General features: G+C 40.3%; 12 protein-coding genes. 3 read left to right on the forward strand and 9 right to left on the reverse strand.

Translation table 11 applies throughout. From position 1 onward, the window contains the following. The 7 genes from AABS66_RS20405 to xerD form a co-directional block, all read right to left on the reverse strand. Nucleotides 1-1,890, reverse strand: a 1,890-nt coding sequence (locus AABS66_RS20405; RefSeq protein WP_430225411.1) for a hypothetical protein, incomplete at its 3' end; no start/stop codon positions are given. Nucleotides 1,891-1,910: 20 nt separating this feature from the next. Then, nucleotides 1,911-2,459: a hypothetical protein gene (locus AABS66_RS20410; RefSeq protein WP_272539132.1), complete on the reverse strand. Its 549-nt coding sequence runs from the start codon at nt 2,457-2,459 to the stop codon at nt 1,911-1,913. 838 nt (nt 2,460-3,297) lie between these two features. Next, the gene (gene lysS, locus AABS66_RS20415; protein WP_206082640.1) at nt 3,298-4,812 is read right to left on the reverse strand and encodes a lysine--tRNA ligase; all 1,515 of its coding nucleotides are present in this window, start codon (nt 4,810-4,812) and stop codon (nt 3,298-3,300) included. Nucleotides 4,813-4,819: 7 nt separating this feature from the next. Further along, nucleotides 4,820-5,921 (reverse strand): peptide chain release factor 2 gene (gene prfB / locus AABS66_RS20420; protein WP_206082641.1). Its coding sequence is split into 2 segments (ribosomal slippage): nt 4,820-5,842 and nt 5,844-5,921, totalling 1,101 coding nucleotides; the frame shifts between segments, so codons are not numbered across the junction. A 126-nt stretch (nt 5,922-6,047) separates the two neighbouring features. Next, on the reverse strand, nt 6,048-7,781 hold the full coding sequence (gene recJ / locus AABS66_RS20425) for a single-stranded-DNA-specific exonuclease RecJ (protein ID WP_430225412.1): 1,734 nt from the start codon (nt 7,779-7,781) through the stop codon (nt 6,048-6,050). A 9-nt stretch (nt 7,782-7,790) separates the two neighbouring features. After that, nucleotides 7,791-8,495, reverse strand: coding sequence for a bifunctional protein-disulfide isomerase/oxidoreductase DsbC (gene dsbC, locus AABS66_RS20430; RefSeq protein WP_430225413.1), 705 nt, complete (start codon nt 8,493-8,495; stop codon nt 7,791-7,793). Nucleotides 8,496-8,512: 17 nt separating this feature from the next. Then, the gene (gene xerD, locus AABS66_RS20435; protein WP_206082644.1) at nt 8,513-9,415 is read right to left on the reverse strand and encodes a site-specific tyrosine recombinase XerD; all 903 of its coding nucleotides are present in this window, start codon (nt 9,413-9,415) and stop codon (nt 8,513-8,515) included. Nucleotides 9,416-9,532: 117 nt separating this feature from the next. On the opposite strand from xerD, the gene fldB reads away from it, so the two are divergent. Then, on the forward strand, nt 9,533-10,051 hold the full coding sequence (gene fldB / locus AABS66_RS20440) for a flavodoxin FldB (protein WP_206082645.1): 519 nt from the start codon (nt 9,533-9,535) through the stop codon (nt 10,049-10,051). Nucleotides 10,052-10,106: 55 nt separating this feature from the next. On the opposite strand, the gene AABS66_RS20445 is transcribed toward fldB, so the two are convergent. Both AABS66_RS20445 and sdhE read right to left on the reverse strand, forming a co-directional pair. Beyond that, the gene (locus tag AABS66_RS20445; protein ID WP_241016779.1) at nt 10,107-10,568 is read right to left on the reverse strand and encodes a protein YgfX; all 462 of its coding nucleotides are present in this window, start codon (nt 10,566-10,568) and stop codon (nt 10,107-10,109) included. Further along, nucleotides 10,498-10,764 (reverse strand): FAD assembly factor SdhE, encoded by a 267-nt coding sequence (gene sdhE / locus AABS66_RS20450; protein WP_206082647.1) that lies wholly within the window; start codon nt 10,762-10,764, stop codon nt 10,498-10,500. The genes AABS66_RS20445 and sdhE overlap by 71 nt, the downstream gene beginning before the upstream one ends. 250 nt (nt 10,765-11,014) lie before the next feature. Between sdhE and ygfZ the strand changes: the two genes are divergently transcribed. Next, nucleotides 11,015-12,001 carry a tRNA-modifying protein YgfZ gene (gene ygfZ, locus AABS66_RS20455; RefSeq protein WP_430225414.1) on the forward strand — a complete coding sequence of 329 codons (987 nt, stop codon included), beginning with the start codon at nt 11,015-11,017 and terminating at the stop codon, nt 11,999-12,001. An 11-nt stretch (nt 12,002-12,012) separates the two neighbouring features. Continuing rightward, the gene (locus AABS66_RS20460; protein ID WP_206082649.1) at nt 12,013-12,633 is read left to right on the forward strand and encodes an HD domain-containing protein; all 621 of its coding nucleotides are present in this window, start codon (nt 12,013-12,015) and stop codon (nt 12,631-12,633) included. The last annotated feature ends 25 nt before the right edge of the window (nt 12,634-12,658 follow it).

Genomic DNA, 12,658 nt, shown 5'->3' on the forward strand with positions numbered 1-12,658 from the left:
TGATTCATGTTCAGCTAACTGTTTCTTCGCTGCCGCTAATTCAGTTTCTAACGCGGCTTTATCCGCAACCTTCGCCGTTTGTTCAGCTAATGCAGCTTGAATTTTATCGGCCTGTTGCGATTTTTCTGTTAGTTGCGCGGCTAATTGCTGATTTTTCTGCTCAAGCTCTTTGGCTGCAGCTTGCTGTTTGGCCAGCGCATCACGGGTTGATTCGCTATCTGCTTGCGCTTTTTTCAACCCATCTTCTTTTTGTTTCAGCAACGCTATCTGTTTATTTAAATCAGCCGTTATTGCTTTCACTTGTGCATCACTGGCTTGATTTAGCAATGCCGTTTGCTTTTCAACATCTTTACGTAACTGCTGTAAATCCGCATCGGCTTGCTTCAACTGAGCCTGTGCAGTGGCATAATTTTGTTCATTTAGGCTTAGTTTCGCTTGCAGCTCAGCCTGCTGTTTTTCACTTGAAGCTAACTGGGCCATCAGCGCATTTTGTGCTGTTTGTGACTCTTTTAACGCTTTCTCTAATACAACTTTTTGCTCTGCTTGTGCTGTTTTTTCAGTTAAAGAAGCCTGGATTTTTTCCGCTAGCTGTTCTTTCTCTGCTAACTGAGCTAACAATTGTTGATTTTGCTGCTCTAATTGTTTGGCGTCTGCTTGCTGAGCACTCAAAGCCGACTGGGCAACATCTTTTTCATTTTTTGCAGTATTTAGTTCAATTTCTTTTTGTTTGAGTAATTCTTTTTGCTGCAAAAGTTCATTGGTCACTAATTTCACTTGCTCATCTGAATTTCCTGCAAGCTGTAATTGGTTTTTAGCATCCAGCTCTAATTTTGCAATATCTGCCGTTAACTGCTCAATTTTTAAATTTGCTGAGGCATACAGCTCCTCTTTCTCAGCAAGTTGTTGTTTGATTTTAGATTGTTCAATTGCACTTTCATTTAATTGTTTTTCAAGTTGAGCAATCGTTTCTTGGGTTTGCTGATTCTCTTGGCTAAGCTGCGTTAAATTATTCTGTTTCTGTTCAATCGTTTTTTCCGCTTCTGCCAGTTTACGATTTAGCGTATCAATTAACGATTGATCATCTGAAGATGAATTTAATAGTGCTTGTAATTGCGCAATTTGATTTTTATTTTGTTTAACATCGTCATTAAGCTGATTAATTTCAAATTCTTTTTCTGCAATTGTCTGTGTTAATTGCGCGATACTCTTATTGTGGTTAATTAGCTCAGCGACAAGTTGTTCATCATTTAACAAATTGTTATACGAAATAAGTTGTCCTACACCTTGTGCAATACCAAATTTATACAAATTGGTTAGCTGCTGGCGTTCAATTAATTTTGCAAGTTGTTCAAGATAGGCTGAGGTATCTATTCCTGAGGGTCTGGCAAATTTAGAAGAATACAACCCAAGAGGATCGAGAACTAACTGATATTTAGCAAAGTCCCTTGCTAAATATTCAGGGCTCCATTGGTTACTTTGAAAAAAGTATGGATAGGAGGAGAGTAAAATTGGCGCAGACGCGTTATCTGTTGTCACCGCACAGACATCAGAAAAAATCGTTTTTTCTGGTTCTGTTGGCGTCACTTTAGCCGAATCAACTTGACTTGCCGATGCTACGCCAGACTTTCTTTTACCCGTAGTTTTCCCTTTGGTTCCTTTATTCGCTGCCGCAGACTTTTGTTTTTCCTTCGGCGCAGGCACTGTCGAGAGTGAAGAGAAAATATCGTAACCTTGAGCTTGTGTATTAACTGGCTGTTGTTGTTGTTTTTGCTCTTTTACTTTGCCTTCGCTTTCCAATTGGAGGTAAGTGTCAAAATCATCAATAACGCTATTAAATTTGTCTGCTTTTGGAGCATGACTAAAAAATGTCGTAACAAGTGCCAGCGACACACAAAGCCTAAGGTTTATTCTCATAATCCACTAATTTTCTTCAATGTTGATTCGGTAGACAATACTGAGTTATAGCGAACTTTTGCACAGAGTACTTTCGTTTTAGATTCAATCGCCATTTGCAGTAATTCAATTGTGTCAGGGCTAGCAGTGCCTTCAACTTCTCTGTAGAGACGATTGATTTCACTAACCTCTTTGAATGAACCAACTAAACGGTTGTAATCCTTTGGCGAAAGTGTTTTTAGTGCGTTTAATTCCTTAACACACGTATTTAGGTGAGCAAATGTTTGTTGATCAGCGCCACTTTGTCCATAAGTTGTTGACGCTATTGGTGTACGATTAATAGCGCTATTTAAAACTTTTTGTGATTCTGGATAAGAATCATCAGCTTGGGTCGCACTTGCTGATGGTTGCTCAGCAGCAGGGGCGGTATTTGCTGTTACGGTTTGTTTACTTGGGGTATTCGGTGTTGCTGTATTGTATGTGTCTGAGCCAAATGTACAGCCAGAAAGAAGAGCCGTACCTGCTATAAGCAAAGATGCAACATGAAATTTATTTTTTAAAAACATATGGTTACCTTACCAGTACTTTTCTTCGCTATTATAATGATGTCCAAGAAACCTAGTGTAAGCTAAAAGTTAGCTATTTTCTATAAGTCCGAATGTAGAAATAGAGTCATCTCATAAATTTAGATTAAAATAATTTTAGTTTTAAACTTATTTAATCGCTACCCTTTCGTGACTTTTATGAGCTTATTCTTATTAATACACCAAGACAGTCATAAATTAACACATTTAAGGTGCTATTTAATTATATTATGTTATCCAAACATTATTTTACTAGTTTATGTAACCATAAACATAACAGCTCAATAACACAAAACCCGCGTTCTTTTTTATCTTCCTGTTGTAACACTTACTAACAAATAAAATAGTTTTTTGTTACACAAGAAGAGTGTTTTAAGCACTCTCACAGTATCTGTACTGCTTTAAAAACATTTCAGTGCAACCACTTTACTTAAAAACTCAAAAACAAGTAACTTACTTGGAATTCATTTATAAAAAAGACAGCGAACAATAAATTTCATGCATTCTCAATAGGTTATATTTCAAAAAACCAACATATACCATACGTAGCACTCGTGTAATTATACCAACTCTTTGGAATAATTACTTATACTAAATTGATACTATTCGTAACTCAAATTTATTTTTAACATTATTATATAGACTACTTTCTGCTAATTAGCGAATACGAACAAAAAAAAGACTGGCACATATTATGTTGATATTAGATTGAGAGGCTTGGGGAGTCGCAAGATACGTAGAATAAAAAACAAGGAAAGTTTGAACATATTAAGAGTAAAATGATGTGCCCAGTATTATCTGGGCACAAAAACAACATCGGCTATTTTGTCGGACGTAATGCTGGGAATAAAATAACATCACGAATGGTATGACTGTTAGTGAATAACATCACCATACGGTCGATACCAATACCAAGACCTGCAGTTGGCGGTAAACCATGTTCTAAAGCAGTAACATAGTCTTCGTCATAGAACATTGCTTCATCATCACCTTCGTCTTTTTGACGAACTTGCTCAGCAAAACGTTCTGCTTGGTCTTCTGCATCATTTAATTCCGAGAAACCATTACCAATTTCACGACCACCAATAAAGAACTCAAAACGGTCAGTAATAAATGGATTGTCATCATTACGACGTGCTAAAGGTGAAACTTCAGCAGGGTATTCAGTGATAAATGTTGGTTGAATTAAGTGGCTTTCAGCGACTTCCTCAAAGATTTCACACTGGACACGACCTAAGCCCCAACTTTTCTCAATCTTAATACCTAATGATTTTGCAATCTCAACGGCCTTATCCATATCGTCTAAATCAGCCACATTGGTTTCTGGACGATATTTACAGATAGCTTGCTTCATGGTCAATTTAGTGAACGGCTGACCAAAATCAAACTGTTGGTCGCCATACTGAACGACTGTGTTGCCTAACACTTTTTGTGTCAGTGTACGGAATAAATCTTCCGTTAATTCAATCAAATCACGGTAATCTGCATACGCCATATAGAGTTCCATCATAGTGAACTCAGGGTTATGACGAGGCGATAAACCTTCATTACGGAAATTACGGTTAATTTCAAAAACGCGTTCGAAACCACCGACCACTAACCGTTTTAAGTACAGTTCTGGTGCGATACGCAAATACATATCGATATCTAACGCGTTATGGTGCGTGATAAATGGACGTGCTGATGCGCCACCTGGAATAACTTGCATCATTGGGGTTTCCACTTCCATAAAATCACGACCAACCATGAAGTTACGGACTTCAGCTAAGATTTTAGAGCGCACAATGAAGGTGTTACGTGATTCATCATTTGCAATCAAATCCAAATAACGCTGACGATAACGTGTTTCTTGGTCTGATAAACCGTGAAATTTATCTGGCAATGGACGCAAAGCTTTGGTTAACAAACGTACTTCATGACAATGAACAGTGAGTTCACCCGTTTTCGTTTTAAATAAACGCCCTTTCGCACCTAAAATGTCACCCAAGTCCCATTTTTTGAACTGTTCGTTATAAACGCCTTCCGCTAAGTCATCACGTGATACGTAGATTTGAATACGGCCACCAACATCTTGCAATGTTGCAAATGAAGCTTTACCCATGATACGGCGCGTCATCATACGACCCGCGATAGAGACTTCAATATTCAAGTCTTCCAGCTCTTCCGATGACTTTTCACCATACTGAGCATGGATTTTGTCTGAAAGATCTTCACGACGAAAATCATTTGGGAATGGAATTCCTTTTTCACGCAACGCCGCAAGTTTTTCTTTACGGGTTTTAAGTTCGTTATTCAAATCGGGAGCCTGTTCTGCACCCTGTTGCTCTTGAGACATTTTTCCCTCACAGGCCAGCTTTTAAACTAGCTTCAATGAATTTATCCAAATCACCATCCAGTACGGCTTGCGTGTTACGCGTTTCCACACCAGTACGTAAATCTTTTATTCTTGCATCATCAAGGACATAAGAACGAATTTGGCTTCCCCAGCCAATATCTGATTTGTTCTCTTCCATCGCTTGCTTGTCCGCATTTTTCTTTTGCATTTCCAGTTCATATAGCTTCGCTTTTAACTGGCGCATTGCTTGGTCTTTATTTTTATGCTGCGAACGGTCGTTCTGGCACTGCGTCACAATATTCGTTGGAATATGAGTAATACGTACCGCTGACTCCGTTTTGTTTACGTGCTGACCACCCGCACCTGAAGCGCGGTACACATCAATACGTAAGTCCGCTGGGTTAATTTCGATATCAATATCGTCATCAACTTCAGGGTAAATAAAGGCTGAGCTAAACGAAGTATGACGACGCCCGCCCGAGTCAAATGGACTCTTACGAACTAAACGGTGAACCCCAGTCTCTGTTCTTAACCAGCCGTAAGCGTAGTCGCCAATAATTTTCACTGTCGCTGATTTTAGACCCGCGACATCACCATCAGATTCTTCAATAATCTCGGTTTTAAAGCCCTTCGACTCCGCCCAACGCAAGTACATACGTAATAACATACTTGCCCAATCCTGAGCTTCAGTACCACCAGAACCCGCTTGTAAGTCGATATAGCAATCAGCGCTGTCGTATTCACCCGAAAACATGCGGCGAAATTCCAATTGCTCTAATTTGCCTTGTAGTAATTCAAGCTCCGCCCCCGCTTCATTGAAGGTATCTTCATCGTCAGCCTCAACGGCCAACTCCAATAAACCTTCAACATCCTCAAGACCTTGTGTTAGTTGATCGATTGTTTCAACTATCGCCTCAAGAGATGAGCGTTCTTTACCAAGAGCTTGCGCTCTTTCTGGCTCATTCCAGACATCGGGTTGCTCTAGCTCTGCGTTGACTTCTTCTAAGCGTTCTTTCTTGGCATCATAGTCAAAGATACCCCCTCAGAACCGATGTCCGATCAGACAGGTCCTGAATCTTACTTTTTACTGGGTTTATTTCAAACGTCATTTTCAATATCTTATGGTTGGTCAAAATAATTTTTATTTACAAACCAATTAGTATAACGGAATTTATCTCAGGTTTATAGCACCCTAAAACGCTATTTCATCCCATACTCATCGATAATATTTGTGTTTAATCAGGCCAAATATGCTCAACCATTAATTGTACGCTTCGTTGCCCTCGGTATTCATTTACATCGAGTTTAAACGCAATTTTAGCTTTCTTAATGCTGTTATCTGGCCATCTGCGCACATCAATGTTAAACATAATTGCATCCAGCATTGGACCACCATTGGCAGGTTCTACCATCAGTTTAAGGTGGCGCTCTCCCACTAACCGTTGCTGTAATAATAAAAAGTGTCCGTCAAACACGGGTTCGGGGAATGATTGCCCCCATGGCCCGCTTTCACGAATTAATTCTGCGGTTTCTAGGCAAAACTCGTTGAGAGACAGCTCACCATCGCTCCAAACAACACCCGCTAATTGTTCTGGTTTAATGAGCTCCCCCATTAAACGCTCAAAATGATGCTTAAAATCCTCAAATTTACTTTCGTCTAAAGTCAAACCCGCAGCCATCGCGTGGCCACCAAACTTTTGCATTAATCCAGGTTGCAAGGTATTTAAACGTTCAAGGGCATCACGCATATGCACACCTTGAACTGAACGCCCAGAACCTTTGAGTACGCCATCCCCTGCGGGAGCAAATGCAATCACAGGCCGATGATATTGCTCTTTAATTCGAGATGCTAAAATCCCAACAACCCCTTGATGCCACTCAGGGTGATAAATGGCAAGGCCATTGGGTAGTTGATTATCACTGTACTCAAATTTGTTAAAAAGCACCGACGCTTCGTGCTGCATTCCCTGTTCAATTTCACGACGAGTTTGATTTAACCCATCTAATTCGTTAGCAAGCTCCCTCGCATAAGCCATATCATCAGTCAGCAGTAATTCAATACTCACAGACATATCATCCAACCGACCCGCCGCATTCAACCGTGGGCCAAGGGCAAAACCAAAATCATTGGCAACTAGCCTTGGTAAATCACGCTTTGACACCTCAACGAGTGCCTTAATACCTGCGCAGCAACGCCCTGCTCTAACACGGTTTAATCCTTGGTGAACCAGTATCCGATTGTTGGTATCAAGAGGTACCACGTCCGCCACCGTGCCTAATGCCACCAAATCAAGATATTCGGCTAAATTAGGTTCGCTTAACCCTTGTTGGATAAACCATTCTTTTTGACGTAAATGTGCGCGCAGTGCTGACATTAAATAAAATGTCACCCCGACGCCTGCTAATGATTTTGAGCCAAAGTGACACTCATTGAGGTTTGGATTAATAATAGCGTCGGCTTCAGGCAGCGTTTCTCCTGGCAAATGGTGATCGGTAATGATGACATTAATCCCATATTGCTTTGCAACGACTACACCTTCATGAGATGAAATACCATTATCCACGGTGATAATTAAATTTGCCCCCCGCTTGTGTGCTTCTTCAACCACCAGCGGTGTTAAACCATAACCATTTTCAAAACGATTCGGTACGATATAATTTAAATTGGCATAACCCATCGATTTTAATGCACGAATAGCCAGTGCTGTACTTGTTGCACCGTCCGCATCAAAATCCCCTACAATGGTAATGGATTCGTGCTCAGTCAGTGCTCGGTAAAGTAAAGCAAGTGCATTCTCAATGCCTGATAGCGAACGATAATCCAGCAAATTTGTGGCTTTACGCTCCAGCTGAGCCATATCCGTAATACCACGATGCAAGTAAATACGCTGCAATAATTCAGGGAGCCCTGGAAGTTGAGCAGACTCACCATCAATGTGCCGTTGTCGTAAAAAAGTTTCTACATTCACAATAATTAACTATTTTTCGTCGAGTAATTGAATAAGTGCATCAGGTTTTAGGAAGCCAGGTAACATTTGACCATTAGGTAAAATAATCGCGGGGGTGCCAGTCACTTTAAATAAATTAGCTACATTCATATGCTTACTTAGATCAATTTTACAGTTGTCTATCATAGCGATTTCTTCACCCTTAAACGCTTGTGTTAACGCATTTTGTGGTAAGCCATTACACCAAATAGACGCCATCTTTTTACCTACATCACTTTGGGCACCTTGACGAGGGTAAGCAAGGTAACGCACCGTCACACCTTTACTATTAAGTTCGCCGACAGTTTCATGGAGCTTTTTGCAATATCCGCAACTAATATCAGTGAAGACAGTGACCACGTATTTTTCTTGTGGCGCTTTAAAATAAATCATTTCATTTTTAAGGGCTTCAACCTTTTTCATTAGCGGCTGGTTACTAATATTCACGGGTTTTTTTCCACTCATATCGTAAATTGGCCCTTGAAGTAAATACTTACCATCATCCGTAATGTAGACGATACCCGTCGTCGTTTCGACCACATTCAACCCAACGATAGGTGAAGGTTTAATTGACTCCACTGTCATATCGTATTTTGCCAATGTATCACGAATGACTATCTCTTCCGTTGCACTGTATGCGTTCGCGGTAATCGCAGCAAAACAAGCCACCGCCAGTAATAGCAATTTGCGTTTCATTAATAATCCTTTAATTGTCATCCTCTTGGATGATGTTGTTCATGTAGCGCGCGTAATCGTTCAGTCGCAACATGGGTATAAATTTGCGTTGTTGATAAATCGCTGTGGCCTAATAACATCTGTACGACACGTAAATCTGCCCCATGGTTCAATAAATGTGTTGCAAAGGCATGTCTAAGGACGTGAGGCGAGAGTGATTCTGCATCAATTTGTGCCAGCACCGCGTAGTACTTTATTCGATGCCAAAATGTCTGCCGGGTCATTTTTGTTCCACGTTTACTCGGAAACAAAATATCACTAGTTTTACCCTTTAATAAATCAGGGCGACCTTCATCAATATATTTTTCCAGCCAATATATTGCCTCTTCCCCCAAAGGAATCAATCTTTCTTTATCGCCTTTACCGACAACACGAATGACGCCTTGGCGCAAACTAATGTCAGAAAACGTTAAACCAATCAGTTCAGAAACACGTAAACCGCAGGCATATAAAACCTCTAGCATGGCTTTATCCCGCAATTCTAGGGAGTCTTCTGTTGCAGGCGCATTTAATAAATCATCGACTTGTTGTTCACTGAGGTCTTTTGGTAATCGCTGCGGTATTTTAGGTGCTGCAATGACAGCTGAAGGATCATCGCTACGCAACTTTTCTCGATATAAGTATTGAAATAGACGACGCATCGCGCTTAATAAACGAGCAGAGCTAGCGGCCTTATAACCACCATCAATACGTTCAGCGAGAAAAGATTGCAAATCAATTGATTGAACACTCTCTAAATGTAAATGATGCGCATCAAGCCATCTATCTAGTGATTGAAGGTCATTACGATACGATGCTAATGTGTTCTCCGCTAAATCCTGTTCAAGCCAGATTGTATCAAGAAATTGCTCAATTAATGGATTAAGGTGTTTTGTTTCCACAGCTAATTCGTTTCCTTTGAATAATACCACACGATTCTATTATGCCTGAAAGGGGGGGCTTCTGTTACAATACCCCTCTTGTCATCAAAACCATAGCTGGACGTAGTAATAATATATATGAAAATAGGCCTTTTTTACGGTTCTAGCACCTGTTATACCGAAATGGTTGCTGAAAAAATACGTGATATTCTCGGTGATGATTTCGTCACACTGAATAATGTTAATGATACTCCCCCCAGTGAAATGGAACAGTATGATATTCTAATTTTGGGAATACCCACCTGGGATTTCGGTGAAATACAGGAAGACTGGCTAGAAATTTGGGACGCGCTTCCCAACCTTAACTTAACGGGCAAAATCGTTGCTATGTACGGGTTAGGCGATCAAATAGATTATAGTGAGTGGTTCCTCGATGCATTAGGGTTGCTATACCATCAACTTAAACCGACGGGCGTGCAGTTTATCGGTTTTTGGCCAACCGAAGGATATACTTTTGATAGCCCAAAACCTTTAAATGAAACAGGCGATATGTTTGTGGGGCTTGCGCTTGATGAAGTGCACCAATTTGAACAAACTGATGAACGCATTGCCCAATGGTGCGTACAAATTTTACAAGAAATTGAAGCGTCCCTTTAAGACGCAATTCTGGCGGTAAATATTGTTCCTACTTAACTATGGATTGAACTCACTTTTAAATATCTGGGTATTGGAGCAATAACTGATTGAGATTCCGCCAGTTTTCTTCTGAAACTGAATCTCTGGCAACCCACAAATGAATCTTCTGCGCCTTTCCTTGCAGAGCTTCCAGTGTCAGTAATATACCATAGCGGGTCAGCCACGGCGCTTTCACGATATTCCATTCGTTTTTCTTCCATTGAACTTTATTACCGTTTACCAGTACAGCAACACCTTTTATTTTGCTGATATTTTTTTGGCTTTTAGCCCAACTAGCCACCACAACAACGAGTAATGGCAGCCAAAACACAGAATTACCTTGTGACCATGGAGCCAATAGCAAAAATATGCCAACGACACCATGAACACAGGTAGAAAAAAATTGTGTCTTCCATGAAATGGAGAGATTAGATTTCCACAGGACCACGATTTTTATTTTTTTCCTGAATAAGTTTGACCATACGGAACAACTCGTCATCCTCAGGACGACCGTGATTCATTAACCAATTGAATAAGTCTGGATCCGCACACTCTAATAAACGAACAAAAATTTGTTTGTCGTGTACCGTTAAGCTATCGTATTCATACTCAAAAAAAGGCATGATTGAAATATCTAGCTCACGCATTCCACGACGACAAGCCCAATGAATTCGTGCTTTATTCTCAATATCCATTCCACTACGACCTTTTGTTGCAGTTAACTGATAAGATTGATTATTTTCAATACTCTAACAGATTATCTGCGAAGAAAACATGTCATAGACTACATTGTTGTAATTTTAGTAGTAAAATGCCGTTTTTCTACAAACAGATGATAAAAAAATCCGAGATAATGCAAGCTGCATCATAATAACTACTTGCAATGTTATCTAGCTATTTTACCATTAAGCACCTTTAATCTATCCAAGAACAACAGGTGAAATCATGACTACCCACATTGATAGTACACAGCAATTTCCCCTTGAATCTCAGTCTTTACCACTCGTTTTGATTTCACTGGAAAACTGGGAACTTATTCATCTTGCAGGCCTCGATGCAGAAAAATATCTGCAAGGACAAGTAACTGCAGATATCACCACACTGGGACAAGCTCATACCTTAACAGCACATTGTGACCCAAAAGGAAAAATGTGGAGTGACCTACGCTTATTTCATCATTTAGAGGGTTTTTCTTATTTGCTTAGGCGCAGTGTTGCAGACTCGCAATTAGCTGAGCTTAAAAAATACGCTGTTTTCTCCAAGGTAACTTTTGAGAAAAAAACCGAGATAAAATTACTCGGTGTTGCAGGAAAAGGGGCAAGAGAAGCACTCGCAACGTTATTTACCACGTTACCTGATGAGCAAAACCAAGTTGTCTCTGATGGTGATGCTACGTTGTTGTATTTTTCATTACCTGCTGAACGTTTTTTAGTGTTAGCCACTGAGGACGTTGCACAAAAAATGGCTGAAACATTAGGTGCTACTCAAGTCAATGATGACCAATGGCTCGCGTTAGATCTCGAAGCGGGTTTCGCAGTTATCGACCAAGAAAATAGCGCACAGCACCTGCCGCAAGCAACTAATCTGCAAGCACTTCCTCACGGGATCAGCTTTAAAAAAGGCTGCTATACTGGCCAAGAAATGGTCGCTCGAGCAAAATTCCGTGGTGCTAATAAACGTGCAATGTATTTATTAAAAGGCACTGCCACAACACTTCCAGCTATTGGCGAAGGTGTAGAATGGCAATTGGGTGACAAGTGGCGCCGCACAGGAACTGTTCTTGCCGCTGTTCGCCTAGGTAATGGTGAAATTTATGTGCAAATCATTATGAATAACGATATGGAAGCCGACAGCATTTTTCGTGTCATGGCTGATGAACAAAGCCATTTAACCATTGCAGCTTTACCTTATTCATTAGAAGAAGAACATTAATTGAGGTTTTTATGTCATCTGCATTAAGTAACAAGCCCATTGAGGTGGTTAATTTTGGGGCTTTTACTGAAGTCGTCCAATTTTTAATGGAGCTCGATAAGCTTAAAAGTATTTATCGTAAAAATAAGCTACTCAACCGTGAACGCCATGAAAATACCGCGGAGCACAGCTGGCAATTTGCCGTTGCCGCAATGAGTTTTGCGCCTTATGTTCAAGGCGTGAATATAGAACATGCAATTAAACTGGCTCTCGTGCATGATATTGTTGAAATTGATGCGGGTGATGTATTGGTTTTCGATAATGCTGCTCGTGATGCTATTCATGCAGAAGAAGTCAAAGCCGCAAACCGTATTTTTAATCTTTTACCAAGCCCACAAAATACAACATTGTTAGCACTGTGGAACGAATACGACGCATTAGAAACCCCTGAGTCGCTCTATGCGAATGCGATTGATAGAGCCATGCCAATGCTGATGAACTTGCATAATCAAGGTCAAAGTTGGGTCGAAAATCATATTCGCCTCGAACAAGTACTCAGTAAATGTGATTACATTGAGCAAATACTTCCTGAGTTCTACCAACAACTTAAGCAACAATTAGAGCTTGCTCAACAAAAAGGTTGGTTGCTTTAATTAATCGGCTAAAGCGGCTTTTCTG

It is taken from the genome of Providencia sp. SP181 (genome assembly GCF_050446505.1).
Lineage (GTDB): Bacteria > Pseudomonadota > Gammaproteobacteria > Enterobacterales > Enterobacteriaceae > Providencia > Providencia vermicola.

Coding starts and splice junctions, on each gene's coding strand:
- AABS66_RS20410 (WP_272539132.1), bottom strand. CDS start 2,459: ATGTTTTTAAAAAATAAATTTCATGTTGCATCTTTGCTTATAGCAGGT.
- lysS (WP_206082640.1), bottom strand. CDS start 4,812: ATGTCTCAAGAGCAACAGGGTGCAGAACAGGCTCCCGATTTGAATAAC.
- dsbC (WP_430225413.1), bottom strand. CDS start 8,495: ATGAAACGCAAATTGCTATTACTGGCGGTGGCTTGTTTTGCTGCGATT.
- fldB (WP_206082645.1), top strand. CDS start 9,533: ATGAAAATAGGCCTTTTTTACGGTTCTAGCACCTGTTATACCGAAATG.
- AABS66_RS20445 (WP_241016779.1), bottom strand. CDS start 10,568: ATGACGAGTTGTTCCGTATGGTCAAACTTATTCAGGAAAAAAATAAAA.
- sdhE (WP_206082647.1), bottom strand. CDS start 10,764: ATGGATATTGAGAATAAAGCACGAATTCATTGGGCTTGTCGTCGTGGA.
- ygfZ (WP_430225414.1), top strand. CDS start 11,015: ATGACTACCCACATTGATAGTACACAGCAATTTCCCCTTGAATCTCAG.
- AABS66_RS20460 (WP_206082649.1), top strand. CDS start 12,013: ATGTCATCTGCATTAAGTAACAAGCCCATTGAGGTGGTTAATTTTGGG.